Below are 24,442 nucleotides of genomic sequence, written 5' to 3' on the forward strand. Positions count from 1 at the left end.
AACGATGTGGAAGGGCTCCTTGTCCTTCGAAACACCGATGCTGTGGGCGGTCGGCTTCCTGATCACCTTCACCTTCGGTGGTCTGACCGGTGTCATCCTGGCCTCGCCGCCGATGGACTTCCACGTCTCGGACTCGTACTTCGTGGTGGCGCACTTCCACTACGTCGTCTTCGGCACCGTCGTCTTCGCGATGTTCTCCGGCTTCCACTTCTGGTGGCCGAAGATGACCGGCAAGATGCTCGACGAGCGCCTCGGCAAGATCACCTTCTGGACGCTGTTCATCGGCTTCCACGGCACCTTCCTGGTCCAGCACTGGCTGGGCGCCGAGGGCATGCCGCGCCGGTACGCCGACTACCTGGCGGCCGACGGCTTCACCGCGCTGAACACGATCTCGACGATCAGCTCGTTCGTGCTCGGCCTGTCGATACTGCCGTTCCTCTACAACGTGTGGAAGACGGCCAAGTACGGCAAGAAGGTCGAGGTCGACGACCCGTGGGGCTACGGCCGCTCGCTCGAGTGGGCGACGTCCTGCCCGCCGCCGCGGCACAACTTCCTCACCCTGCCGCGGATTCGCAGCGAATCCCCGGCGTTCGACCTGCACCACCCCGAGATCGCCGCTCTCGACCAGCTCGAGAACGCGCCTCACGGTGAGAAGGCTCTCGCGGGCGGCAAGGAGGCCGGCAAGTGAAGATCCAGGGCAAGATGTTCATGTGGCTGAGCGTCTTCGTCCTCGCCATGGCGGTCGTCTATGGCGTGTGGTCGAAGGAGCCGGCCGGTACCACGGCCCTCTTCCTGGCCTTCGGCCTGTGCATCATGATCGGCTTCTATCTGGGCTTCACCGCCCGGCGGGTCGACGCGGGTGCCCAGGACAACAAGGAGGCGGACGTCGCGGACGACGCCGGCGAGGTCGGGTTCTTCAGCCCGCACAGCTGGCAGCCGCTCTCCCTCGGGATCGGCGGCGCGCTCGCCTTCCTGTCGGTCGCGATCGGCTGGTGGCTGATGTACTTCTCGGCTCCGCTGATCTTGATGGGCCTGTGGGGCTGGGTCTTCGAGTACTACCGCGGTGAGAACCGCACCCAGTAGCACACGCCGAGCGCTCTGGAGCCCGGACACTCCGACACGGAGGGTCCGGGCTCCTGCTTTTGCCGCAATCCGGTTCACTCGTACGTGTCGCCCAGCGCGCCGCGGTTGACGGGGCTTCCTAGCGTGAAGCCATGAACCACTCACCCCGCACCACCCGCACCGCAGTCGGCTGCACGCTGCTGGTGATCGCCCTCGGCGCGGGCGTCACGGGCTGCGGCAGCGACGGCAACCCGCTGTCCGCCGCGCCGTACGACGCGGCGGACCAGATCGCCTTCAACGGCCCCTCCAAGGGCGAGAAGAAGGCCGACCCGGACAAGCCCCTGGAGGTCACCGCCGAGGGCTCGGACGGCCGTATCACGGACGTCACGGCCATGGACGGCAGAGGCCGGTACGTGGCCGGTGAACTCTCCGCCGACGGCTCCCGCTGGCACAGCACCTCACCACTCGCCGCGGACGCCCACTACACGGTCCGGGTGAGCACGGAGGACGAGGACGGTGCGCCCGGCCGCAAGGTCCTCACCTTCGACACCGGCAAGCCCCTCACGAAGAAGCGACTGAAGGTGGCATTCGGGCCGCAGGCGGGCACGTACGGCGTCGGCCAGCCCATCACGGCCGAACTGGACCAGCCAGTCAAACTGAAGGCCCAGCGGGCCGTGATCGAACGGGCCCTCAAGGTCGAGTCCACGCCGGCCGCTGAGGGCGCCTGGCACTGGGTGGACGACAAGGAACTCCACTACCGTCCCAAGGAGTACTGGCCCACCCACGCCACCATCCGGGTCCGCAGCACCCTGGAGGGCATAAAGATCAGCGACCGCCTCTGGGGCGGCAGCACCAAACCACTGAAGCTCACCACGGGCGACAGGGTCATCGCCGTGACGGACGCGTCGTCCCACTCCATGACCGTCTACAAGAACGGCGAGGCGATCAACGACATCCCCGTCACCACCGGCAAGGCCGGCTTCGAGACCCGCAACGGCGTCAAGGTCGTACTCGGCAAGCAGTACTTCGTACGAATGCGCGGCACCAGCATCGGTATCGCCGAGGGTTCCTCGGAGTCGTACGACCTGCCCGTCTACTGGGCGACCCAGGTCACCTACAGCGGCGAGTACGTCCACGCCGCCCCCTGGTCCGTCGGCTCCCAGGGCTACGCCAACGTCAGCCACGGCTGCACCGGCATGAGCACCGGCAACGCCGCCTGGTTCTACGAGAACGTCCGCGCGGGCGACCTCGTCGAGGTCGTCAACTCCTACGGCGAAACGATGGAACCCTTCGGCAACGGCTTCGGCGACTGGAACCTGGAGTGGAAGAACTGGCGGCACGGCAGCGCCCTGCTCAAGGGCAACCCGGAGGGTCCGAAGCCGGAGGACGCGTCAAGGCTGCGACCTGCGGCCGTGTGACCTGCCTAGGCGCTCAGCGCACTCTTCCCGCGCAACAAGGAAGCCAACGCCGAGGCGAACTCCACCGGATCCACCGGCAACGTCACGGCGGCCTCGGCCCGGCTCCAGGTAGCCAGCCAGGCATCCTGAGGCCGCCCGATGAGCACCAGCACCGGCGGGCAGTTGAACACCTCGTCCTTGATCTGCCGGCAGACGCCCATGCCACCCATCGGCACGGCCTCACCGTCCAGGACGCAGACGTCGATCCCGCCCTTGTCCAGCTCCGTGAGCACGGCAGCCGGCGTCGCACACTCCACGAACTCCACGACGGGCACGTCCGGAGCCGGCCTGCGCCCGGTCGCCAGCCGTACCTGCTCACGGGTGTTGGAGTCGTCGCTGTAGACCAGCACCGTGGCGGTCGCCTGCATTGTTCCTCCGCGTCGTTGGTCGGGAACCTGCCGCGGATGCTACTCCCTCGGACTCTCCGTCAACACCTGTTGGAACACCCCTGCGATGGGCCATACGGGCAGTCCACGAGCTGCGAACACTCCGAACGGCACCCCCCGGAGTGAGGGCGGGATAAGCGACCGACATAATGTCGGTCGTGGCGACAGCAACGACAGTAGATACCGGGCACGCGCACCCGTCGGTCAACCGGCCGAACCTCACCAGCGTCGGAACCATCATCTGGCTGAGTTCCGAGCTGATGTTCTTCGCGGCCCTCTTCGCGATGTACTTCACCCTGCGATCGGTGACGGGACCCGATCACTGGAAGGAGATGGCGCACGCCCTCAACGTCCCCTTCTCCTCGGTGAACACCACGATCCTGGTGCTCTCCTCCCTCACCTGCCAGCTCGGCGTCTTCGCCGCCGAGCGCGGTGATGTGAAGAGGCTCCGGGGCTGGTTCATCATCACTTTCATCATGGGTGCGATCTTTATCGGCGGTCAGATCTTCGAGTACACGGAGCTGGTGAAGAAGGACGGGCTCTCGCTCTCCTCGGACCCGTACGGCTCGGTGTTCTACCTGACCACCGGCTTCCACGGCCTGCACGTGACGGGCGGCCTCATCGCCTTCCTGTTCGTTCTCGGCCGCACTTACGCGGCCAAGAGGTTCACTCACGAGCAGGCGACCGCCGCCATCGTCGTGTCCTACTACTGGCACTTCGTCGATGTCGTCTGGATCGGCCTCTTCGCCACGATCTATTTGATCAAGTAGCCGGGCCCGCTCCCGAACATTCCAGAAGCATCGACGCAGAAGATCCTGACACCGGGGTAATCCGTGAAAAAGCTCTCCGCACGACGACGCCATCCGCTGGCGGCGCTCGTCGTCCTACTCCTCGCGCTGGCATGCACCGGGGGGCTGTACGCCGTGTTCGCGCCTGCGGACAAGGCGCAGGCAGATACAACCGCCCAGTCCCTCGCCATCGACGAGGGCAAGAAGCTCTACGCCGTCGGCTGCGCCAGCTGCCACGGCACCGGCGGTCAGGGCACCTCTGATGGTCCGAGCCTCGTGGGCGTGGGCGCCGCGGCCGTCGACTTCCAGGTCGGCACCGGCCGCATGCCGGCCCAGCAGCCCGGCGCGCAGGTCCCGAAGAAGAAGGTCATCTACTCGCAGGCAGAGATCGACCAGCTGGCCGCGTACATCTCCTCGCTGGGTGCCGGTCCGACCGTCCCGACCGAGGCGGAGTACGGCCCCGAGGGCGCCGACATCGCCAAGGGCGGCGAGCTGTTCCGCACCAACTGCGCGCAGTGCCACAACTTCACCGGCAAGGGCGGCGCGCTGACGCACGGCAAGTTCGCACCGGACCTTGAGGGCGTCGACCCGAAGCACGTCTACGAGGCCATGCAGACCGGCCCGCAGAACATGCCTTCCTTCCCCGACACCACGCTGTCGGAGCAGAACAAGAAGGACATCATCGCGTACCTCGACGCGGTCAACGGCGACGACACCGAGAGCCCCGGCGGTCTTGAGCTGGGCGGACTCGGTCCGGTCAGCGAGGGCCTGTTCGCGTGGGTCTTCGGACTCGGCGCGCTGATCGCGGTCGCCGTCTGGGTCGCCGCTCGGACCGCAAAGGCCAAGAAGTCATGAGTAGCCAAGACATTCCAGAAGAGAACCTGCCCGCTGAGCAGGACACGCACGGCGCAGTAGGCGTCGCGGACGAGAAGCACCCGTTCGCCGACCCCGGTCTGCCGCCCCACGAGCACCGCGTCCAGGACATCGACGAGCGGGCCGCCAGCCGGTCCGAGCGCACGGTGGCCATGCTGTTCACGCTGTCGATGCTGGCCACCGTCGGCTTCATCGCGTCGTTTGTGACGATCCCCGCCGACAAGTCGGTCTACATCTTCCCGCTGGGCCACATCAGCGGGCTGAACTTCGCGCTGGGCATGACGCTCGGCATCGCCCTCTTCGCCATCGGCGCGGGCGCGGTCCACTGGGCCCGCACGCTGATGTCCGACGAGGAGATGGTCGACGAGCGCCACGCGATCGAGGCGGAGCCCGAGGTCAAGGCCAAGGTCATGGCCGACTTCAAGCAGGGCGCCAAGGAGTCCGCGCTCGGCCGCCGCAAGCTGATCCGCAACACGATGTTCGGCGCGCTGGCCATGGTCCCGCTCGCCGGCGTCGTCCTGCTGCGCGACCTCGGCCCGCTGCCCGAGACCAAGCTCCGCCACACGAGCTGGCGCAAGGGCAAGCTGCTCGTCAACATGAACACCGACGAACCGCTGCGTCCCTCCGACGTCGTGGTCGGCTCGCTCACCTTCGCCAAGCCCGAGGGCCTGGAGGAGCACGACGAGGACTTCCAGCAGCACATCGCCAAGGACGCCCTGATGATCGTCCGGATTCAGCCGGACAACATCAAGGACAAGCGCGAGCTGGAGTGGTCCCACGAGGGCATCGTGGCGTACTCGAAGATCTGCACCCACGTCGGTTGCCCGATCTCCCTGTACGAGCAGCAGACGCACCACGTCCTCTGCCCCTGCCACCAGTCCACCTTCGACCTCTCCGACGGTGCCCGAGTGATCTTCGGTCCCGCCGGTCACGCCCTGCCGCAGCTACGCATCGGCGTGAACGACGAGGGCTACCTCGAGGCGCTCAGCGACTTCGAAGAGCCCGTCGGTCCTGCATTCTGGGAGCGCGGATGAGCACTGAGACGACCACCAACGACTCGCGCTCGCGCGAGAAGGCGCCGGGCGGCGAGCGCGTCGCCGACTGGGCCGACGGCCGGCTGGGGATCTACTCCCTGGCCAAGACCAACATGCGCAAGATCTTCCCCGACCACTGGTCGTTCATGTTGGGTGAGGTCTGCCTCTACAGCTTCATCATCATCATCCTCACGGGTGTGTATCTGACGCTGTTCTTCCACCCGTCGATGAACGAGGTGGAGTACCACGGCAGTTACATCCCGCTTCAGGGCCAGCTGATGTCGGAGGCGTTCAGCTCCACGCTGCACATCTCCTTCGACGTCCGCGGCGGTCTGCTCATCCGGCAGATCCACCACTGGGCGGCGCTGGTCTTCCTGGCCGCCATGTTCGTGCACATGATGCGGGTGTTCTTCACGGGCGCGTTCCGCAAGCCGCGTGAGGTCAACTGGCTGTTCGGCTTCCTGCTGTTCGTCCTGGGCATGTTCACCGGCTTCACCGGCTACTCGCTCCCGGACGACCTGCTCTCCGGCACCGGTGTCCGCTTCATGGAGGGCGCGATCCTGTCCGTGCCCATCGTCGGCACGTATCTGTCGTTCTTCCTCTTCGGCGGCGAGTTCCCGGGCGGCGACTTCGTGGCCCGCTTCTACTCGATCCACATCCTGCTGCTGCCGGGCATCATGCTCGGCCTGGTGGTCGGCCATCTGATCCTGGTCTTCTACCACAAGCACACGCAGTTCGCGGGCCCCGGCCGCACCAACAAGAACGTCGTCGGCATGCCGCTGCTGCCGGTGTACATGGCCAAGGCCGGAGGCTTCTTCTTCCTGGTCTTCGGTGTCATCGCGGCCATCTCCGCGATCGCCACGATCAACCCGATCTGGGCCATGGGCCCCTACCGTCCGGACCAGGTGTCGACCGGCGCCCAGCCCGACTGGTACATGGGCTTCTCCGAGGGCCTGATCCGCGTCATGCCCGGTTGGGAGGTCAACTTCTGGGGTCACACACTCGTCCTGGGTGTGTTCATCCCGCTGATGATCTTCCCGCTGGTCCTGGTCGCGATCGCGGTCTACCCGTTCATCGAGTCCTGGGTCACCGGCGACAAGCGCGAGCACCACATCCTGGACCGCCCGCGCAACGCGCCGACCCGTACGGGCTTCGGTGTCGCCTGGATCACCTGGTACATGGTGCTGCTGATCGGTGGTGGAAACGACCTCTGGGCCACCCACTTCCACCTGTCGATCAACGCCATCACCTGGTTCGTCCGGATCGCGTTCTTCGTCGCCCCGGTCCTCGCGTTCATCGCCACCAAGCGGATCTGCCTCGGCCTCCAGCGTCGTGACCGGGACAAGGTGCTGCACGGCCGTGAGTCGGGCATCATCAAGCGTCTGCCGCACGGTGAGTTCGTCGAGATCCACGAGCCGCTCAGCCAGGACGCGCTGTACACCCTCACGGCTCATGAGCAGTACGAGCCGGCCGAGATCGGCCCGCTGGTCGACGAGAACGGTGTCGAGCGCAAGGTGAAGGGCTCCCAGAAGCTGCGCGCCAAGCTCAGCAAGGCGTACTACGGCGACGAGAGCCAGATCGCCAAGCCGTCCGTCGAGGAGTACAAGGAGATCACCAGCGGCCACGGCCACCACTGACGCTCCGCTGAGTGCCGGTGATATGTCCGTTGTCGTCTGCGGCGCCGTTGTGGCTGGTCGCGCAGTTCCCCGCGCCCCTAAAGGGGCGCGGCCGAACCGCGGACTCGTCAGGACCGCTAGCCACGCCACGGTTGAAGGGCCCCCGTCCGGTCTTCGGACGGGGGCCCTTCGCCATGCCCGCGGCTGGATAGGGTGGGCTCACACTCTTCTACGACCCACAGGAGCGGCTATGAGCGCTGTGACCCCCGCTGGAGGCGACATCGCGGCGGGCCGTTCCTGGCCAGAGGTGCTGAACGGGCTGCTGGAGGGCCGGGACCAGAGCGCCGACGACACGGCCTGGGCGATGGACCGGATCATGCGTGGCGAGGCGACCGACGCACAGATCGCCGGGTTCGCGGTTGCGCTGCGCGCCAAGGGCGAGACCGTGGAGGAGATCGCCGGGCTCGTCCGGACGATGTACGAGCACGCGAACGTGATCGAGGTGCCGGGGCGTACGGTCGACATCGTCGGCACGGGCGGTGACGGCGCCAGGACGGTGAACATCTCCACCATGTCCTCGATCGTCGTCGCCGGTACGGGCGCGAAGGTCGTCAAGCACGGCAACCGGGCCGCGTCCTCGGCGTCCGGCGCCTCGGACGTCCTGGAGAAGCTGGGCGTCAATCTGGAGCTGACGCCGCAGCGGGTCGCCGAGGTCGCCGAGGTCGCCGGGATCACCTTCTGTTTCGCGGTGAAGTTCCACCCGGCGCTGCGTCATGTGGCGGCGGCGCGTGGCCAGTTGGGGATCCGGACGACGTTCAACTTCCTCGGGCCGCTGACCAACCCGGCGAAGGTGAGGGCCCAGGCGGTCGGCGTCGCGGACCTCCGGATGGCGCCGATCGTGGCCGGCGTCTTCGCCGAGCGCGGCAACTCCTCCCTGGTGTTCCGCGGCGACGACGGACTGGACGAGCTGACCACCACGGCCACCTCCCGGGTGTGGATCGTCCGCGACGGCAAGGTCACCGAGGAGTCCTTCGACCCGCGCGACGTCGGCCTCGAAATGGTGCCGGTGGAGGCGTTGCGGGGCGCGGACTCCTCGTACAACGCGGAGGTCGCCCGGCGCCTGCTGGACGGCGAGACGGGCCCGGTGCGGGACGCCGTGGTGCTGAACTCGGCGGCGGCGCTGGTGGCGCTGGAACCGGCCGGTACGTCGCTCGTGGAGCAGATCCGCGCCGGGATGGAGAAGGCCGCCGAGTCGATCGACTCCGGCGCGGCCAAGCTGACGCTGGAGCGCTGGGTGGCCGCCAGCAACAAGTAGCGGTCCACGGTCACGTCCCGCAATCCGGACACGGGTTGCGGGACGTCGATCATTTCACGTACTTTCCTGCCCAGGTCATGAGTGACAGTCATGAGGCCCCGGCCGACTGTCCGGCAACCCTCCGTCCGTGGCGGGGTGCCCCGGGTGAAGACCAGGCCGTAGGCAGCGAGGTCTGCGGCAAGCGCGGGCCCCTCGAAAGACACCAGGGGTCCTGGTCGTCGAGGAGCCTTCTGTGTCTGTCACCACCACTCGGTCCATTTGTGCCCCGCTGTCCGTCCTCGGCCGGGATGTCACCGTCCCGCTCGTCACCGGCGGCGAGGTCACCTACGCCGCGCTCGACTACGCGGCCAGCGCGCCCGCGCTCCAGCGGGTCTGGGACGACGTGGCGGCATACGCGCCCTACTACGGCAGTGTCCACCGCGGCGCCGGCTACCTCTCCCAGCTGTCGACCGACCTCTTCGAGAACGCGCGCAGGACCGTCGCCGAGTTCCTGGACTGCCGTACCGACGACCAGCTGGTCTTCACCCGGTCCACCACGGATTCGCTGAACCTCCTCGCCGCCGCCCTCCCCGCCGACTGCCAGGTCTTCGTCTTCGAGACCGAGCACCACGCCTCGTTGCTGCCGTGGCAGGACGCGAAGGTCACCTACCTCAACGCGCCGCGCACCCCGCAGCAGGCCGTACGGACCCTGGAGCGGGCCCTCGCCGAGCGTGACCCGCGGGGCCCGGCCCTCGTCTGTGTCACCGGCGCTTCCAACGTCACCGGTGAGCTGTGGCCGGTGCGGGAGCTGGCCGCCGCCGCGCACGCCCACGGCGCCCGGATCGTGCTCGACGCCGCCCAGCTGGCCCCGCACCACCCGGTCTCCGTCCAGGACCTCGACGTCGACTGGGTCGCCTTCTCCGGGCACAAGCTGTACGCCCCCTTCGGCTCCGGTGTCCTGGCCGGCCGCGCCGACTGGCTGAAGGCCGCCGACCCCTACCTCGCGGGCGGCGGCGCCAGCCGCAAGGTCACCCGGCGCACGGACGGGGGAGTGGATGTGGAGTGGCACGACACCGCCGCCCGGCACGAGGCGGGCTCTCCGAACGTCATCGGCGCCTACTCCATCGCCTCCGCCTGCAAGGCCCTCACCGAGGCCGGTTTCGACGCGCTGGTCGCCCGTGAGCAGTACCTGATCGACATCGTGCGTGCGGGGCTCGCCGAGGTGCCCGAGGTCAGGATCCTCTCCCTCTTCGGCGACGACGCCCCGCGCGTCGGGGTCATCTCCTTCGTCGTCGACGGCTGGAACAGCTCGCACTTCGCCGCCGCCCTCTCCGCCGAGTACGGCATCGGCGTCCGCGACGGCCTCTTCTGCGCCCACCCCCTGGTCCGCACCCTGCTCGGCAGCGACCCGCAGAGCCAGGGCGAGTGCGGCGCTCCCGAAGCCGCGCCCGGCGAGAAGTCCCTCAACGCCATCCGCGTGAGCTTCGGTGCGGGCACGCCGGACGAGCACGTCGAGCGTTTCGTGACGGCCGTGAAGGAGCTCGTCCGGGACGGCGCCCAGTGGAACTACCGCACGGAGGACGGGCGTTGCGTTCCCGACACCTCCGCGTGAACCGGTAGCCGGGCGCCCAGCAGGATCATCCTCAGCGCGCGCTCGGTGGCGTCGGTGAGCAGTTCCGAAGCCCGCACCAGCGCCTCGGCCAGCGCCATCGGCGCCGGCAGGATCCCGCTGCACGCGTCCACGCCCGGCACGTCGTGCGCGCCCTCGCCGAGGGTGCCCGCCAGCGCGAGCACCGGGCGTCCGTGCAGCTTGGCCCGCCGCGCCACCTCGGCGGGGACCTTCCCGCGCGGTGTCTGGTGGTCCAGGGCGCCCTCGGCGGTGACCACCAGGTCGGCGCGGGCCAGCCGGGCGTCCAGGTCGAGGTGGTCGAGCAGCACGTCGAAGCGGGGGAGGAGACGGGCGCCGAGGGCGGCGAGCCCGGCGCCCAGGCCACCGGAGGCGCCGGTGCCGGGACCGCCGTACAGATCGGTGCCGGTGACGGCCAGGTCGCGGGTGAGGACGCCGGCCCAGTTCTCCAGGCCTGCCGACAGCTCCTCCACCTGCGCGGGTGTCGCCCCCTTCTGCGGTCCGAAGACACGGGCCACGCCCCGCTCTCCGCACAGCACGTTGTACGGGTTGCAGGCGACGAGCAGCTCGACCTGCCGCAGGCGCGCGTCGAGGCCGGAACCGTCGATCCGGCGCAGGCGGCTCAACTCACGGCCGCCGTGAGGGAGTTCGAACCCGTCCGCGTCCAGCAGCCGGGCCCCGAGTGCCTGGAGCGCGCCCGCGCCACCGTCCGACGTACCCGAGTCGCCGCAGCCGACCAGGATCCGCCGTACGCCGGTGTCGAGCGCGGCGCGGATCAGCTCGCCGACGCCGTAGGTCGTGGTGGCGCCCGGGTCGCGCAGGGTGCGGGGGACGAGGGAGAGGCCGGCCACCGCGGCCATCTCCACGACCGCCGTGTCCCCGGAGCCGAGCAGCGCGAAGTGGGTGCCGAGGGTCTCACCGACCGGGCCCCTGGCGGGCAGCGCGACGAGCCGTCCCCCGGTCGCGGCGGCCAGCGCGGCCGCGGTGCCCTCACCGCCGTCCACCAGGGGGATGAGGTCGAGGGCGGCGTCCGGGAGGACCCGGCGGACGCCGTCGGCGATGGCGTCGGCGGCGGCCTGGGCGGACAGGGACTCCTTGAAGCCGCTGGGCGCTACGACGACTCGGGTCAGCATGGGATCTCCTAAGCGGTCTTGGGGAATTCGGGTGCGGAACCGCGCCCCGCAAGGGGCGCGGGGAACTGCGCGACCAGCCCCCACCGGCCCGCGGCGAACGAACCGCATATCCAGCGGAGCGCTTAGCGGGTCGGCGGGACGCCGAGCAGCGGCCATACCGCGACGGCGAAGAGCAGGACGAGCGCCGCCGTCAGCGGTGCCAGGACGGCGGACAGACGCAGCAGGTCGCGGGGTGTGTAGGTGGGGGTGCCGGGGATCTCCGCGAAGAGCGTGACCGGCTTGGCCGAGGCCGGGAGCGTGTGGCAGAAGCCCGCGGCGGCGGTGGACGCGAGGGCGGCGGCGACCGGGTTGACCCCGGCGCCGACGGAGGCCGCCACGACCAGCGGGACCAGCACCGACGAGCGGGCCGAGCGTGACTGGAGTACCAGGTGCGCGGCCGTGCTGACCGCGATCACGACCGCCAGGAAGACGGTCGGGGTGACTCCCGCGGGCAGCCCCGAGACCAGCCACCGCGCCGCGCCCGAGTCGGCGAGCGCGACACCCATCGCCATGGTCGCCGCCATGAACAGCAGCAGTGACCACGGCACCGTTTTCAGGGCGTCCTTCAGGCCTACGGTGCCCAGCGCGGGCGAGGCCGCCACGACCGCGCCGATCAGCGCGACGACCGCGGGCGGCACCCGGTGCAGCGGCTCGCAGCACCACAGCAGCACGACCGTGCCGAGCAGCAGCGCGCAGCGCGTCTCGGCCTGTGTCCAGGGACCGGTGACCGGGGTGTCGGTGTGCCGCTGGATCTGCTCGGCGGTGATGTGCACGGGGCCCCGGCGGTCCGCGCGGCGGGTGGTCGTCAGCAGGACGGCCTCCGCGGCCAGGTGAGAGGAGGCCACGGCCAGCGGCAGCCCCAGCAGCAGCCACTCGGTGAACCCGATCCGCTCGCCGGCCGCCTCCCACAGCACCGACACGGTGATCAGATGTGCGCCCGCCCCGATCAGCGTCGCCACCGCAGACAGAAGGATCACGGTCGGGAACAGCAGCGCCAGCATCACGACCAGTCGTTTCCGGTCGGCGAGCGCCTTGGCGAGGGCCAGGAAGACCGGGAGCGCGAGCGCCGCCCGGCCCGAGGTCGCCGGTACCGCGAACGCCGTGACCACCAGCGCGGCCGTCGTCAGGTGCACCAGCTGCCGTACCGTGCGGGCCCCGCCCACCAGGAACGCCGCCGCCCGCCCGGCGAGCCCGGTCCGGGCCACCGCCGCCGCCAGCACGAAGGCACAGATCAGCAGCCACACCGTGGAGTCGCCGAGGGTGCCGAACAGGGTGTCGCTGCTGATCACCCCGGTGACCGTGAGGGCGAGTCCGGCGCCCAGCGCGATGTACGTGTCGTCGATCGGCGTACCGATCCAGGCGCACGTCGCCAGCGCGAACACGACGAGGGTCAGCCGCGCCTCCCCGCCCAGACCGGGGAAGTTGCCCGGGACCGCGAGCAGTGCGCACAGGGACAGCGCCACGCACAGGGCGGTGGTGAGGCGGAGGTTCAGGGTCACGTCATCGAGAGTTCACCCGGGCCGTGAGTCTGCGATGAGCCGTGGATGAAGGGAACTTCACGCGGGCAGCCGGTACCCCATGCCACGGACGGTCTCCAGCCGCTCGGCACCCAGCTTCCTGCGCAGCGCCCGCACATACACGTCCACGATGTTGGAGCCCGGGTCGAAGTCGTAGCCCCACACGTGCGACAGGATCTGCTCGCGGGAGAGCACCTGGCCCGGATGGCGCAGGAAGAGTTCCAGCAGGACGAACTCACGGGCCGTCAGGTCGACCGTGCGTTCCCCGGCCCGTGCCCTGCGGGTCCGCAGGTCCAGGCTCAGCGTGCCGGACCTGAGCACCGTCACCTCCGGCGCGCGGGCCGCCGTACGCAACCTGAGGCGCACCCGGGCGAGGAGTTCCTCGAAGCGGAACGGCTTGGTCATCCAGTCGTCGGCGCCGCCCTCCAGACCGGCCACCGTGTCCCGTACCGAGTCCCGTGCGGTCAGCACGATCACCGGGACCGTCACCCGGGCCTCGCGCAGCTGCCGCAGCACGGTGAAGCCGTCCTGGCCGGGCAGGCCGATGTCCAGGACGACCAGGTCGAAGCTGCCGGTCAGGGCGTACTCGTAGCCCGCGTCACCATCGCCGACGACGGTGGTGGTGAAGCCGTTGGCACGCAGGCCCTTCTCCACGAACGAGGCGATGCGCTCCTCGTCCTCGACGATGAGAATGCGGTTCACGCGCGTGCCTCTTCCAGGGTGAGTACGAAGGTGGCGCCGCCGCCCTCGGTGTCGTGCAGGCGGATCCGGCCGCCGTGCGCCTCCGCGATCGCCCGCACGATCGACAGGCCGAGCCCCGCGCCCGAACCCCGGGCGCCGCGCCGGGCCGCGCCACGCCGGAAGCGATCGAAGATCACCTCGACGTCCTGGGGCTGGACGCCGGGCCCGGAGTCGGCGACGTACAGCTCGATGCGCGGCCCTTCGGCGCGGGAGCCGATGCGGACGGTCTGGCCGGGTGTGGTGTGCTGCACGGCGTTCTGCGCGAGCTGCACCATGGCCTGGGTGATCCGCTGGGCATCCAACTGGCTCTCCCGGTCGGCGACTTCGGCGAGCCTCCAGTCGCGGTCGCCGAGGGTGCGGGCCTTGACGTAGACGTCGGCGGTGAGTTCGGCGAGCTGGACCGGCTCGGGGGTGACGAAGTCGGGGCGCTCCGCCTTGGCGAGCAGCAGCAGGTCCTCCACGATCCGGCTCATCCGGTCCAGCTCGTCGGTGACCAGGCGGATGGTCTCCTCGCGCTCGGCGGGGTCGTCGCCCATCAGCTCCAGATGGCCGCGGACGATGGTGATCGGGGTGCGCAGCTCGTGGCCGGCGTCGTCGACGAACTCGCGCTGGGCGGCGAAGGCGCGCTCCAGCCGGTCGAGCATCGCGTTGAACGTCTCGGCGAGGGCCGCGATGTCGTCGTGGCCGTGCACCGGGATACGGCGGGTGAGGTCCTGTTCGGTGAGCTGTGCGGCGGCGGTCCGCACCAGCCGTACCGGCATCAGGATCCGTCCGGCGACCACCCAGCCGATGCCGGTGGTCAGCAGCAGCGCGACCCCGGAGATGGCGAGCAGGATGCGGAACACCTCGTCCGCGCGCGCCTGTTCACGCTCCGGGTGGAAGGCGACGACGAACGCCGCGTCGGGTGCGCTGCCGTGCCGCGCGACGGCGACCTTGGCCCAGCGGATCCCGCCGGAGGGCCGGTCCAGGGTGCCGGTGGAGTCGGGGGAGTCGAAGATGCGGCGCCGGGCGTCGGCGTCCTTGTGCAGGGGTACGGCGACCGGGATGTCACGTGGCTGGCGGATCTGCGCCGGGCCGCGGTCCGCCCGGCCGACCAGGCCGATCAGCTCCTCGTCCGAGTCGACGTACTGCCGCTCCAGGAAGACCGTGAGCAGCCGGGCGGGGTCGGTGAAGGGGCGGCCCGTCGCCGGGTCGACGCCGCGTTCCTCGAAGTTGGTGAACTCGCCCGCCTCCTGGGCGAGCAGGCCGCCGATCCGGTGGTCGGTGTCCCGCAGCAGGATCGAGCGGGTCGTGGTGGCCACCGAGGCGAGCGCGACCGTCATCACGAACAGCAGCCACAGCAGGATGCGGACCCGGGCGGTGACCCGGCGGGGCGGGCCGTCAGCCGTCGCCGAGTCCGTCGTCGGCAGGTCCGTCGTCCGATCCGTCCTGGCCTCGGTCGTCGTCATCGTCGTCCCCCGAGGGGCTGTCGGTCACCTCGGGCCGCGAGACCACCTCGTCGCTCGGGGTCGGCCCGGGCCGGGTGGGCGGGGCCGAGGGTGAGCCGCTGTCCAGCTCCACCTGGGAGGGGACCTTCGGGGACTGCGGGCTGTCGGCGAGAGCGAAACTGGTCGCGGCGATGCCGAGGGGGATCACCACGACGGCGGCGAGGGCCGCCAACCGGCGGGAGAAGACCATGGGCCCGATCCTGAGGGTCTCTCCCGGCGGCCCGGATGAGTGCAGGATGAAGAACTCTTCATCCTGGAAGGCGCGGGACCCTCAGTTGTCGAGCCCGATCGCGAACGCCGCCTCCAGGTCGTGCTGCGAGTACGTCCGGAACGCCACGTGCGTGTCGGTCCCCTCCACGCCGGGGATCTTGCTGATGCGGCCCGGGATGACGTCGGCCAGGTCCTCGTGCTCCTTCACCCGGACCATGGCGATCAGGTCGTAGGTGCCGGTGACGGAGAAGACCTCGCTGACCGAGTCCAGGGCGGCGATCGACTCCGCGATCTCGGGGATCCGGTCCACGCTGGTCTTGATGAGCACGATCGCGGTGATCACGGCTGTTTCTCTCCCTCGGGGGCCGGCGTCGCTGGGGTGCGCCTCACTCTAGTGGTACGGCTGAATCGGACCCACGCGTAACAGAGGCCGAGGCCGAAGCCCGCCAGGTGGGCCAGATACGCCACGCTCGGGCCCTGGGAGACGCGGGCCGCCGCCAGCCACTGGAGCGCCGCCCAGAAGGGCAGGACGACCCAGGCCGGGAAGCGCAGGGGCAGGAAGAACAGGAAGGGCAGAAGACTGGTCACCCGGGCCCCGGGGAACAGGTACAGGAACGCACCGAGGACCGCTGAGATCGCCCCGGAGGCGCCGACCAGGGACTGCTCCGAGTCGGCGTTGGCGGACGCGTAGGCCAGCAGGGCCAGATAGCCGCAGCCGAGGTAGAAGAGGGTGAACTGGAAGCGGCCCATCCGTTCCTCGGTCATCACCCCGAAGACGTAGAGGAAGAGCATGTTGCCCAGCAGATGCACCCAGCTGCCGTGCAGGAACAAGGCCGTGGCCGGAGTGAGCACCGCCCGCGCGGACCCCTCGAACAGCTCTGCGGGGACCACCCCCCAGCGATGGAAGTAGTCCCGCTGGGCGGTGAGCAGCGCGTCCCCGGTGCCGTACACCGGATTGAGCCCCGCCGCCGGTCCGATCAGGAAGAGCAGACAGCAGGCGGCGATCAGGGTGTACGTCATCGGTGCCGACGGCGCCCGGATGGCCTTGACCGCCGACGCGCTCCAGTTGCTGATCATGACCACAGAGCATGACGTAACGGGACGCAGCCGCACAGACCGCCTCGCCGCCGGGTGGGCCCGGTGGACGGACGGGCGTCGAGTACGCGCCAGGCCGTAGGGTTACGAGCCACACGCATCAGGGAAGCTGGCGTGTCACGGACACTAGAAGGAAAGCGAACAGTCACGATGACGGTTCCCCTGCCGACCGCCACGACGCGGTGGCGCTGCACCCTCTGCGGCAATCTCACGCGCTTCGACGTGACCCGCTCCTCGAAGGTCGTCGAGTACGTCCATCTCGACCTCGCCGGTGAGCCGAAGGTCGAGGAGCGCGAGGTGGTCACCGAGGCGGTCGAGTCGGTGCGGTGCCGCTGGTGCAACGCGGTGGATCAGGTGGAACTCGTGGACAGGCCGGGTGCCGGCTCCTGACGGGAGCGGCCCAGCACGGGCGATCCCTGCTCCGGGGGTCCCGCACAGGTGATGGGGTGTGACGGATGGTGGAGAGTACAGGCGGGGGGCCGGGCGACGGCGCCGCTGAGGTGCTCGACCGTCCGCTGCCCGACGGGGTGCGCCGCAGAGTCGTACAGATCGTCTCCGACGGTTTCGGCGGGCTGACCGTCGGGGAGCTGCCCGCACAGCTGCGGCAGTACGCCCGCTTCGCCCCCAATCGCCGGGCCAAGTTCGCCGGCAACGCGATGGCGGCCGCCCTGGAGACCGATCCGCTGTTCCGGCAGCGCATCGGCGAGAAGTTCAGAGAAGCCCAGCCGGAACTGTCCGGCGCCCTCGACTCCGGCTCGCCGCCCCCGGCCGCGGACCCGCTCGACGTGGCGGCCGCGGCCTATGTACTGCGCCCGACCGGCTGGGTGAAGCTCGTGACCGCGGCCGGCGAGGAGGCCCAGCGGGCCGACGCCGAGCGGGCCGACGAGGAGAGCCGCGCCGAACTGGAGCGGCTGCGCACCGACCTCGACCGGGCCCGTGAGCACACCCGGGCCGAGACCGAGCGGCTGCGCACCGAGCTGGACGCGGCGAAGAAGGAAGCCGACTCCCTCCATCGCAAGCTGCGCGCCGCCCTCAGTGACGTCAAGCGCGGCGAGGCGGCGCTGCGCAAAATGCACGGCGAGGTCGAGGCCGTACGCGCCGAGACGCACGCGCAGGTGTCCGCCGCGGAGAGCGAGTCCCGGCGGCTCAAGGCCCGGCTCGGGGAGGCGGAGGCCACGCTGGAGGCCACGCGCAGGGCGGCCCGGGAAGGCCGCAGCGTCGAGGACATGCGCGTACGGCTGCTGCTGGACACCGTGCTCGACGCGGCCCAAGGGCTGCGGCGGGAGCTGGCGTTGCCGCCGGTGTCGGTGCGGCCGGCCGAGACCGTGGATGCGGTCGAACCGGGACGAATGACCCCCAAAGACATCGCGGCGCGGGCATTGTCCGAAAACGACCCCGCGATTCTCGACCAGCTCCTGGCGCTGCCGCAGGCGCATCTGGTCGTCGACGGCTACAACGTCACCAAGACCGGCTATCCCCAAATGCCGCTGGAGAAGCAGCGGTTGAGGCTGCTGGGTCAGCTCTCGCAGCTCGCCGCGCAGACCGGCGCCGAGGTGACCTGTGTCTTCGACGGGGCCGAGCTGGCGGCGCCGGTGTTGCTCGCGCCGCCGCGCGGTGTGCGGGTGCTGTTCTCCAAACCGGGCGTCACGGCCGACGAGTTGATCCGCCAGCTGGTGCGCGCGGAGCCGCCGGGGCGTCCGGTCATCGTCGCCTCGACCGACCGTGAGGTCGCCGACGGGATCGCGAAGGTGGGCGCCCGGCCGGTCGCGTCTGCGGTGCTTCTCAAGCGACTGTCCTGAAGGTCAACGTACAGACTCAATGCCCGAATTGGCGGATCTGTCACGCAACGTAGTGTCAATCGTGCATCACCGCACGTGAGTTGCGGGTAAAGAATGCGGTCCGTAACCGGGATTTTTCGCCCAGGGATTTGATCTGATCACAGCTGTGTCACTAGGGTCTGGCTTCGAACCTCCGAGCGGGTGATCACTCTCAAGAAGGAGTTCGCCTCCGTGGCGTCCCATCGTCGACCCAAGCAGCCCAGTCGCACGCGCGTGACCGTGCTGACCACCGCAGCCGCTGCCGCTGTAGCGCTGAGCGCGCAGGCCGCCAACGCCGCGCCGAGCGAGAAGCCGAGCAAGGACGAGGTCAAGGCCAAGGTCGACAAGCTCTACGAAGAGGCGGAGCAGGCCACCGAGAAGTACAACGGGGCCAAGGAGAAGCAGGAGAAGCTCCAGAAGGAGATCTCCACCATCCAGGACAACGTGGCCCGCGGTCAGGCAGACCTCAACGAGCTGCGTGACTCCATGGGTCTGGCGGCCGCCGCGCAGTACCGCACCGGCTCCATCGACTCCTCCCTCCAGCTCTTCCTGTCGTCGAACCCCGACGACTACCTGGACAAGGCGTCCACCGCCGACCAGCTCAGCTCCCAGCAGGTCGAGCAGCTGAAGAAGATCCAGGACAAGCAGCGCGAACTCGCCCAGGACCGGTCCGAGGCGTCCGAGAAGCTCAAGGACCTCGCCTCCACCCGCACCGAGCTGGGCAGCAAGAAGAAGGAAGTCCAGGGCAAGCTCGCCGAGGCGCAGAAGCTGCTCAACTCCCTTACCGCCGCCGAGAAGGCCGCCCTCGCCGCCGCGGACGCACGCGCCAGCCGCTCGGCCTCCGAGCGCGTGGACCTCGGCAACACCGGCGCCGCCTCCGGCCGGGCCATGGCCGCCTTCCAGGCCGCCCAGAGCGTGATCGGCTCGCCCTACGTCTACGGCGCCTCCGGCCCGTCCTCCTTCGACTGCTCGGGCCTGACCTCCTGGGCCTTCGCCCAGGCCGGCGTCGGCATACCGCGCACCTCGCAGGCCCAGGCCACCGCCGGCACCCAGATCTACTCGCAGAGCGACCTCAAGGTCGGCGACCTGGTCATCTTCTACGGCGACCAGCACCACGTCGGCTTCTACGCGGGCAACGGCCAGGTGCTGCACGCTCCCCGCACCGGCGCGGTCGTGCGCTACGAGTCGATCAACAACATGCCGTTCCAGTTCGGCGTCCGGATCTGAGCCTGCGCTCAGCGCTCCAAGATCAGGACATCGTGCCGCCCGTTCGAGCGAATCACGACAACCGCAACTGACCCCGCGCCCCGCCGATGACCTGCGTCAGAGGCGGGGCGTCACGTTGTGTGCCCACGAAGGTCTTTGGTCGTCACCCCACCACGGGGCTACTGTCTGCCGCGTTTCCCTGTCCGCCAGCGGAAGGAGTGCGGCATCCGTGGGGTCCCATCGTCGCCTTGCACCGTCCGGATTCGACCGGGGCGCCAGCGCCGCGGTCTGTGTGCTGTCCGCCGCCGCCGCGGCCCTTGGCGCGTTTCCGGCGGGCGCCGCCCCGCACGACGACACGCGTGCCGAGGTGGACCGCCTCTACTCGGAGGCCGAGAAGGCCACCGAGGCCTACAACAAGGCCGACGAGCGCGCCGATGCGCTGCGCGACGAGGTCGGCAACGCCCAGGACCGGATCGCCCGGCAGCAGGAGCGCATCAACACGATGCGGGAGGCGCTCGGTTCGCTGGCCGGCGCCCAGTACCGCTCCGGCGGCATCGACCCCTCCCTCGCGCTGCTGTTCTCCGACGACCCGGAGGACTACCTCGACAAGGCCCTCGTCCTCGACCGGATCACCGCCCACCAGACGGGCGAGCTCAAGGATCTCCAGGACGCGATGCGCACACTCGCCGGGGAGCGCGCGGAGGCGGCCGGGAAACTCTTCGAGCTGGAGAAGAGCCGCAAGGCCGTCGCCTCCCACAAGAGGACCGTCGAACGCAAACTCGCCCAGGCCCGGCAGCTGCTCAACTCGCTGACCGCCGCCGACCGCGCCGCCTACGACCGCGCCTCCCGCTCCGGCCGCCTGGACCTGCCCGACTTCGGGGGCGCCGTTGCGCCCTCGGGCCGTGCGGCCGCCGCGGTCGCCGCCGCCATGTCCGCCGTGGGCAGGCCGTACGTCTGGGGCGCCAGCGGCCCCACCGGCTTCGACTGCTCGGGCCTGATGCAGTGGTCGTACGCCCAGGCCGGCGTCTCCCTGCCGCGCACCTCGCAGGCCCAGGCCGGAGCGGGCCAACAGGTCCCGCTGTCCGATGCCCAGCCCGGCGACCTGGTCACCTACCACGACGCCAGCCACATCGGGATGTACATGGGCAACGGCCAGGTGGTGCACGCCCCGTACCCCGGCGCACCCGTGCGCTACGACCCGGTGGGGATGATGCCGGTCTCGTCGGTGACGAGGGTCTGACCCGTACTCGACAGCCCCCGTACGATCGGGAACGTGGCTGGTCACGGGCGGGCATCAGGATCCGGAATCGCGGCGCTGTGTCTCCTGCTGCTCGTCGCCCTGGTGTCGTGCGGTGGGAGACCGGCGACCGACAGCACCCAGGCCGACGTACAACGCGTCCTCGACACCCGGGCGATGGCGATACTCGGCCACGACCAGGCGGCCTTCCGGCGCACGGGGGCGCCGGGCTGGTTCGGCAATCTGCGGGAAGTGCCCCTCGCCGACTGGTCCTACCGGGTCACGAGCGTGCTCGGCTCCGGTGACACGGCGACCGCCGAGGCCGAGCTGCGCTACCGCGTCGACGGGTACGACAAGGCACCCATCACCGTCGGCCGCACCCTCGACCTCAGCCGGCACGACGGGGGGCAGTGGTACGTCGACGCGGAGCGGCCCGAGAAGGAGTCCGCCGAGCAGCTGTGGGACCAGGGCGCGGTGAGCGTCGTACGGGGCGAGGAAAGCCTCGTGATGGGGGTCGGGCAGTCCCGGGAGCGGCTGGGCGAGTTCGCCGGTCTCGCGGACCGGGCGGTGCCCGCCGTGTCGGAGGCGTGGGGCATGGACTGGTCCCGGCATGTCGTGGTGCTCGTACCGAAGTCCCTGGAGGGCATGGCGGGGCTGCTGGGCTCGCCCGCCTCCTCGTACCGGGGGATCGCCGCGGTGACCACCGGCGAGACGGGCGCCCCGGCGGCCGCGCCCGCGGACCGGGTGATCGTCAACCCGGACGCGTACGGCGTCCTCGGCGACAGCGGCAAACAGGTCGTGCTCACCCACGAGACCACCCATGTCGCCACCCGCGCGCACACCGGCCCCGCGACCCCGCTGTGGCTGTCCGAGGGGTACGCCGACTGGGTCGGCTACCGGGCCTCCGGGCGCGCACCGTCCGAGGCCGCGCCCGAGCTGGAGCGCGCGGTGACCGACGGGCAGGTGCCGGCCGCGCTGCCCGAGGACGCCGACTTCGGCTTCTCCGGCGACGCGACCCGGCTCGCGCGCGCCTACGAGAGCGGCTGGATGGCCTGCCGGCTCATCGCGGACCACTGGGGCGAGGTACGGCTCGGCGAGTTCTACCGGGCCGTCGGCGACCACCAGGAGCGGGCGGGCGCGGTCGAGGACGCGATGAAGAGGGTGCTCGGGACGACGCCGGAGGAGTTCACCGAGCAGTGGCGGGAGTATCTGCGGGGCCAGTTCGGCTGATGCCCAGGTCTCAGGAGCGGAGGGAGGCCTCTTTGGTGCGGGTGGCCTGAGTGGGCAGGGGCATCGCGTCGGCGGCCGACACGGTCGATCGCCATAGGGCCCGGGCTGCCACGACCGTGGCGATCACCAGCAGGCCGTTGCGGACGAACAGGAGGGTGACGCCGAGGGTGTCGCTCGCCACGACATGGGCGAAGAAGACCGGGAACTCCAGCACCGTCACGAAGGACGCGGCCAGGACCAGCCCCGCGGGCAGCCGCATCGGGCTGGCGCGGAAGCACAGGCAGACGGCCGCCAGGCCCACCAGCCAGACCATGTACTGAGGGCTGATCACGCGGCTCGTGGTCGTGAACATCAGTACCGCCACGAACGCCGCGTCGGCGAGCGTGTGTGTCACGAACCGCCCGGCCATCAGCCGCCACAGCAGCAGCCAGCCGAAGGCGAGCCCGGTCAGGGCCAGGGCGGCGGTGCTCACGAGGCTCACGTACGGGCCGAGGAACTCGACCGAGCCGTAGTTGAGGAGCACCTCGCCGCTCCAGCCGAACTGCCGGGCCACATGGAAGACGAGGGCGCCCAGCGACTCGATCTCGGTGCCGCGGTCCCGCTGGAAGGTCAGGAAGGCGAAGGCACCCGGCATGGCGGCGGCGAAGAGCGCGGCCAGCGCCACCGCCGCGACCCCGGCCGCGGCCCAGGCCCGCCGCTTGAGCGCACCGACCAGCAGCAGCACCGGCCACACCTTGACCATCGCGCCCAGGCCCACCAGGGCGCCCATCACACGGGGGTGCCGGGCTCCGGCGAGCAGCGCGGCCACCGCCACGGCCGTGACCATCACGTCGTACCGCGCGTACACGGTCGGCCCGAGCAGCGGGACGCCCGCCACCCACACCCAGGCGCCGCGCAGCGAACGGCCGGGGCGCAGGCCCGCGTAGCGGAGCAGGGTGAGGACGGCCAGGTCGGCGAGGAAGGCCAGGACGAAGAAGGCGTTCGCGTAGTCCAGGAAGAACAGCAGCGCGGGGGAGAGGATCGCCAGGGCCGCGGCGGGCGGGTACTGCCAGGTGACGTCGTCGAGCGGGAAGGTGCCGGTGCGCAGCACCTCGAACCAGCCCTGGTAGATGACCGACACGTCGCTGGTGACGTCCGGGCCCGGGAAGACGAACACCTTGAAGACGAACAGCAGCAGCACCAGCCGGGTCAGGCCCCAGGTCCCCAGCAGCCACCCGAGCGACCGCCTCCCACCTGCAATGTCCACCTGAGCCCCTGTTCGTCCCGGTCCGGTCCTGGCAGGGCCATGATCTCCCACCGGTCTGTGCGTGAGCCATGGAGCACGGCCACCTGGACGCGCCCGGTAGGGTCGGCCGCGATGGACAAGACCCTCATTGTGACGAACGACTTCCCGCCCCGGCCGGGCGGTATCCAGGCGTTCCTGCACAACATGGCGCTACGGCTCGACCCGGAGCAACTCGTCGTCTACGCGTCCACCTGGAAGCGCAGCCGGGAGGGCATCGAGGCCACCGCCGCCTTCGACGCCGAGCAGCCCTTCACCGTCGTACGCGACCGTACGACGATGCTGCTGCCGACACCGCAGGTCACCCGGCGGGCGGTCGGGCTGCTGCGCGGGCACGGGTGCACGTCGGTGTGGTTCGGGGCGGCGGCGCCGCTCGGGCTGATGGCGCCGGCGCTGCGGGCGGCCGGGGCCGAGCGGCTGGTGGCGACCACACACGGGCACGAGGCCGGGTGGGCCCAGCTGCCAGCCGCGCGTCAACTGCTGCGCCGGATCGGGGAGTCCACGGACACGATCACCTACCTCGGCGAGTACACGCGCTCGCGGATCGCGGGCGCGCTGACGGCGCACGCCGCCTCGCGGATGGTGCAGCTGCCGCCGGGGGTGGACGAGAAGACCTTTCATCCGGGGTCGGGGGGCGCGGAGGTGCGGGCGCGGCTCGGGCTGACGGACCGGCCGGTGATCGTGTGCGTGTCCCGGCTGGTGCCGCGCAAGGGGCAGGACACGCTGATCCTCGCCATGCCCCGGATCCTGGCCAAGGAGCCGGAGGCCGTGCTGCTCATCGTCGGCGGCGGGCCGTACGAGAAGGACCTGCGCAGGCTGGCGGCCGAGACCCGGGTGACCGGCTCCGTACGCTTCACCGGTGCCGTGCCCTGGTCGGAGCTGCCCGCGCACTACGGCGCCGGGGACGTCTTCGCCATGCCGTGCCGCACGCGGCGACGCGGTCTCGACGTCGAGGGCCTCGGCATCGTCTACCTGGAGGCCTCCGCGACGGGCCTGCCGGTGGTCGCCGGCGACTCCGGCGGCGCCCCGGACGCGGTCCTCGACGGCGAGACGGGCTGGGTCGTGCGGGGCGGCTCCGCCGAGGAAGCCGCCGACCGCATAGTCACGCTCCTGGCAGACGCCGACCTACGCCGCAGGATGGGCGAGCGGGGCAGGGAGTGGGTCGAGGAGAAATGGCGCTGGGACCTACTGGCGGAAAAGCTCCAAACGCTCCTGTAGAGCAACGCCCTTAGGGGCGCGGGGAACTGCGCGACAAGCCACAGCCAACCCGCACCCGCCAACGATGAACGCGAGGCACCCCCCTAGGCGCCC

Annotated in this window: 24 protein-coding genes and 1 riboswitch; of the genes, 15 read left to right on the forward strand and 9 right to left on the reverse strand. The window is 70.3% G+C overall.

What is annotated here, in order from left to right:
• The 3 genes from KCH87_RS18870 to KCH87_RS18880 form a co-directional block, all read left to right on the forward strand.
• A partial coding sequence (locus tag KCH87_RS18870; protein ID WP_210587315.1) for a cbb3-type cytochrome c oxidase subunit I occupies window positions 1-688 on the forward strand: 688 nt, incomplete at its 5' end.
• Window positions 685-1,083: a cytochrome c oxidase subunit 4 gene (locus KCH87_RS18875; RefSeq protein WP_210587316.1), complete on the forward strand. Its 399-nt coding sequence runs from the start codon at window positions 685-687 to the stop codon at window positions 1,081-1,083. The genes KCH87_RS18870 and KCH87_RS18875, both read left to right, overlap by 4 nt.
• Window positions 1,084-1,214: 131 nt before the next feature.
• Entirely contained in the window at window positions 1,215-2,480 is a 1,266-nt protein-coding gene (locus KCH87_RS18880; protein ID WP_210587317.1) for an Ig-like domain-containing protein, read from the forward strand.
• Window positions 2,481-2,485: 5 nt separating this feature from the next.
• Here the strand turns inward: KCH87_RS18880 and KCH87_RS18885 are convergent, their stop codons facing one another.
• On the reverse strand, window positions 2,486-2,887 hold the full coding sequence (locus KCH87_RS18885; protein ID WP_210587318.1) for a response regulator transcription factor: 402 nt from the start codon (window positions 2,885-2,887) through the stop codon (window positions 2,486-2,488).
• A gap of 167 nt (window positions 2,888-3,054) precedes the next feature.
• Here KCH87_RS18885 and KCH87_RS18890 point away from each other — a divergent pair, with 167 nt between their 5' ends.
• From KCH87_RS18890 to KCH87_RS18915, 6 genes are all read left to right on the forward strand, one after another.
• Window positions 3,055-3,675 carry a heme-copper oxidase subunit III gene (locus KCH87_RS18890; RefSeq protein ID WP_210587319.1) on the forward strand — a complete coding sequence of 207 codons (621 nt, stop codon included), beginning with the start codon at window positions 3,055-3,057 and terminating at the stop codon, window positions 3,673-3,675.
• A 63-nt stretch (window positions 3,676-3,738) separates the two neighbouring features.
• A complete protein-coding gene (locus KCH87_RS18895; RefSeq protein WP_210587320.1) occupies window positions 3,739-4,548 on the forward strand; it encodes a c-type cytochrome in 810 nt (269 codons plus the stop codon).
• Complete coding sequence (locus KCH87_RS18900) at window positions 4,545-5,600, forward strand: ubiquinol-cytochrome c reductase iron-sulfur subunit (RefSeq protein ID WP_210587321.1); 1,056 nt, start codon at window positions 4,545-4,547, stop codon at window positions 5,598-5,600. The genes KCH87_RS18895 and KCH87_RS18900 overlap by 4 nt, the downstream gene beginning before the upstream one ends.
• A complete protein-coding gene (locus KCH87_RS18905; protein ID WP_210587322.1) occupies window positions 5,597-7,237 on the forward strand; it encodes a cytochrome bc complex cytochrome b subunit in 1,641 nt (546 codons plus the stop codon). Before KCH87_RS18900 ends, KCH87_RS18905 begins: the two co-directional genes overlap by 4 nt.
• Before the next feature lie 229 nt (window positions 7,238-7,466).
• The gene (trpD, locus tag KCH87_RS18910; RefSeq protein WP_210587323.1) at window positions 7,467-8,531 is read left to right on the forward strand and encodes an anthranilate phosphoribosyltransferase; all 1,065 of its coding nucleotides are present in this window, start codon (window positions 7,467-7,469) and stop codon (window positions 8,529-8,531) included.
• Between the two features lie 73 nt (window positions 8,532-8,604).
• A riboswitch (SAM riboswitch) is annotated at window positions 8,605-8,721 on the forward strand.
• A gap of 42 nt (window positions 8,722-8,763) precedes the next feature.
• Window positions 8,764-10,122, forward strand: coding sequence for an aminotransferase class V-fold PLP-dependent enzyme (locus KCH87_RS18915; RefSeq protein WP_210587324.1), 1,359 nt, complete (start codon window positions 8,764-8,766; stop codon window positions 10,120-10,122).
• On the opposite strand, the gene KCH87_RS18920 is transcribed toward KCH87_RS18915, so the two are convergent.
• The 7 genes from KCH87_RS18920 to KCH87_RS18950 all read right to left on the reverse strand — a co-directional run bounded on the left by KCH87_RS18920 (window position 10,077) and on the right by KCH87_RS18950 (window position 16,341).
• Complete coding sequence (locus KCH87_RS18920; protein ID WP_210587325.1) at window positions 10,077-11,270, reverse strand: glycerate kinase; 1,194 nt, start codon at window positions 11,268-11,270, stop codon at window positions 10,077-10,079. The genes KCH87_RS18915 and KCH87_RS18920 overlap by 46 nt on opposite strands.
• Window positions 11,271-11,392: 122 nt before the next feature.
• Window positions 11,393-12,808: an SLC13 family permease gene (locus tag KCH87_RS18925; protein ID WP_210587326.1), complete on the reverse strand. Its 1,416-nt coding sequence runs from the start codon at window positions 12,806-12,808 to the stop codon at window positions 11,393-11,395.
• A gap of 57 nt (window positions 12,809-12,865) precedes the next feature.
• Window positions 12,866-13,528 (reverse strand): response regulator transcription factor, encoded by a 663-nt coding sequence (locus KCH87_RS18930; protein WP_210587327.1) that lies wholly within the window; start codon window positions 13,526-13,528, stop codon window positions 12,866-12,868.
• Window positions 13,525-15,015 carry a HAMP domain-containing sensor histidine kinase gene (locus KCH87_RS18935; RefSeq protein ID WP_210587328.1) on the reverse strand — a complete coding sequence of 497 codons (1,491 nt, stop codon included), beginning with the start codon at window positions 15,013-15,015 and terminating at the stop codon, window positions 13,525-13,527. The genes KCH87_RS18930 and KCH87_RS18935 overlap by 4 nt, the downstream gene beginning before the upstream one ends.
• Window positions 14,948-15,244: a small secreted hydrophilic protein gene (locus KCH87_RS18940; protein ID WP_210587329.1), complete on the reverse strand. Its 297-nt coding sequence runs from the start codon at window positions 15,242-15,244 to the stop codon at window positions 14,948-14,950. Before KCH87_RS18940 ends, KCH87_RS18935 begins: the two co-directional genes overlap by 68 nt.
• Before the next feature lie 81 nt (window positions 15,245-15,325).
• Window positions 15,326-15,607 (reverse strand): Lrp/AsnC family transcriptional regulator, encoded by a 282-nt coding sequence (locus KCH87_RS18945; RefSeq protein ID WP_210576181.1) that lies wholly within the window; start codon window positions 15,605-15,607, stop codon window positions 15,326-15,328.
• Window positions 15,604-16,341, reverse strand: coding sequence for a rhomboid family intramembrane serine protease (locus KCH87_RS18950; RefSeq protein WP_210587330.1), 738 nt, complete (start codon window positions 16,339-16,341; stop codon window positions 15,604-15,606). Before KCH87_RS18950 ends, KCH87_RS18945 begins: the two co-directional genes overlap by 4 nt.
• Before the next feature lie 168 nt (window positions 16,342-16,509).
• On the opposite strand from KCH87_RS18950, the gene KCH87_RS18955 reads away from it, so the two are divergent.
• From KCH87_RS18955 to KCH87_RS18975, 5 genes are all read left to right on the forward strand, one after another.
• Complete coding sequence (locus KCH87_RS18955; protein WP_210587331.1) at window positions 16,510-16,749, forward strand: hypothetical protein; 240 nt, start codon at window positions 16,510-16,512, stop codon at window positions 16,747-16,749.
• A 65-nt stretch (window positions 16,750-16,814) separates the two neighbouring features.
• Entirely contained in the window at window positions 16,815-18,158 is a 1,344-nt protein-coding gene (locus KCH87_RS18960) for an NYN domain-containing protein (protein ID WP_210587332.1), read from the forward strand.
• A 210-nt stretch (window positions 18,159-18,368) separates the two neighbouring features.
• Window positions 18,369-19,403: an NlpC/P60 family protein gene (locus KCH87_RS18965; protein ID WP_210587618.1), complete on the forward strand. Its 1,035-nt coding sequence runs from the start codon at window positions 18,369-18,371 to the stop codon at window positions 19,401-19,403.
• A gap of 208 nt (window positions 19,404-19,611) precedes the next feature.
• Entirely contained in the window at window positions 19,612-20,622 is a 1,011-nt protein-coding gene (locus KCH87_RS18970; RefSeq protein WP_210587333.1) for an NlpC/P60 family protein, read from the forward strand.
• Between the two features lie 33 nt (window positions 20,623-20,655).
• The gene (locus KCH87_RS18975; RefSeq protein ID WP_210587334.1) at window positions 20,656-21,849 is read left to right on the forward strand and encodes a hypothetical protein; all 1,194 of its coding nucleotides are present in this window, start codon (window positions 20,656-20,658) and stop codon (window positions 21,847-21,849) included.
• Window positions 21,850-21,859: 10 nt separating this feature from the next.
• Here KCH87_RS18975 and KCH87_RS18980 read toward each other — a convergent pair whose 3' ends face one another.
• On the reverse strand, window positions 21,860-23,095 hold the full coding sequence (locus KCH87_RS18980) for a glycosyltransferase family 87 protein (protein WP_210587335.1): 1,236 nt from the start codon (window positions 23,093-23,095) through the stop codon (window positions 21,860-21,862).
• Between the two features lie 111 nt (window positions 23,096-23,206).
• On the opposite strand from KCH87_RS18980, the gene KCH87_RS18985 reads away from it, so the two are divergent.
• On the forward strand, window positions 23,207-24,349 hold the full coding sequence (locus KCH87_RS18985) for a glycosyltransferase family 4 protein (protein WP_210587336.1): 1,143 nt from the start codon (window positions 23,207-23,209) through the stop codon (window positions 24,347-24,349).
• Window positions 24,350-24,442: the final 93 nt, after the last annotated feature.

It is taken from the genome of Streptomyces sp. GESEQ-35, from assembly GCF_017948485.1.
Classification (GTDB): domain Bacteria; phylum Actinomycetota; class Actinomycetes; order Streptomycetales; family Streptomycetaceae; genus Streptomyces.

Coding starts and splice junctions, on each gene's coding strand:
- KCH87_RS18880 (WP_210587317.1), top strand. CDS start 1,215: ATGAACCACTCACCCCGCACCACCCGCACCGCAGTCGGCTGCACGCTG.
- KCH87_RS18885 (WP_210587318.1), bottom strand. CDS start 2,887: ATGCAGGCGACCGCCACGGTGCTGGTCTACAGCGACGACTCCAACACC.
- KCH87_RS18890 (WP_210587319.1), top strand. CDS start 3,055: ATGTCGGTCGTGGCGACAGCAACGACAGTAGATACCGGGCACGCGCAC.
- KCH87_RS18900 (WP_210587321.1), top strand. CDS start 4,545: ATGAGTAGCCAAGACATTCCAGAAGAGAACCTGCCCGCTGAGCAGGAC.
- KCH87_RS18905 (WP_210587322.1), top strand. CDS start 5,597: ATGAGCACTGAGACGACCACCAACGACTCGCGCTCGCGCGAGAAGGCG.
- trpD (WP_210587323.1), top strand. CDS start 7,467: ATGAGCGCTGTGACCCCCGCTGGAGGCGACATCGCGGCGGGCCGTTCC.
- KCH87_RS18920 (WP_210587325.1), bottom strand. CDS start 11,270: ATGCTGACCCGAGTCGTCGTAGCGCCCAGCGGCTTCAAGGAGTCCCTG.
- KCH87_RS18935 (WP_210587328.1), bottom strand. CDS start 15,015: ATGACGACGACCGAGGCCAGGACGGATCGGACGACGGACCTGCCGACG.
- KCH87_RS18940 (WP_210587329.1), bottom strand. CDS start 15,244: ATGGTCTTCTCCCGCCGGTTGGCGGCCCTCGCCGCCGTCGTGGTGATC.
- KCH87_RS18950 (WP_210587330.1), bottom strand. CDS start 16,341: ATGATCAGCAACTGGAGCGCGTCGGCGGTCAAGGCCATCCGGGCGCCG.
- KCH87_RS18955 (WP_210587331.1), top strand. CDS start 16,510: ATGACGGTTCCCCTGCCGACCGCCACGACGCGGTGGCGCTGCACCCTC.
- KCH87_RS18960 (WP_210587332.1), top strand. CDS start 16,815: ATGGTGGAGAGTACAGGCGGGGGGCCGGGCGACGGCGCCGCTGAGGTG.
- KCH87_RS18985 (WP_210587336.1), top strand. CDS start 23,207: ATGGACAAGACCCTCATTGTGACGAACGACTTCCCGCCCCGGCCGGGC.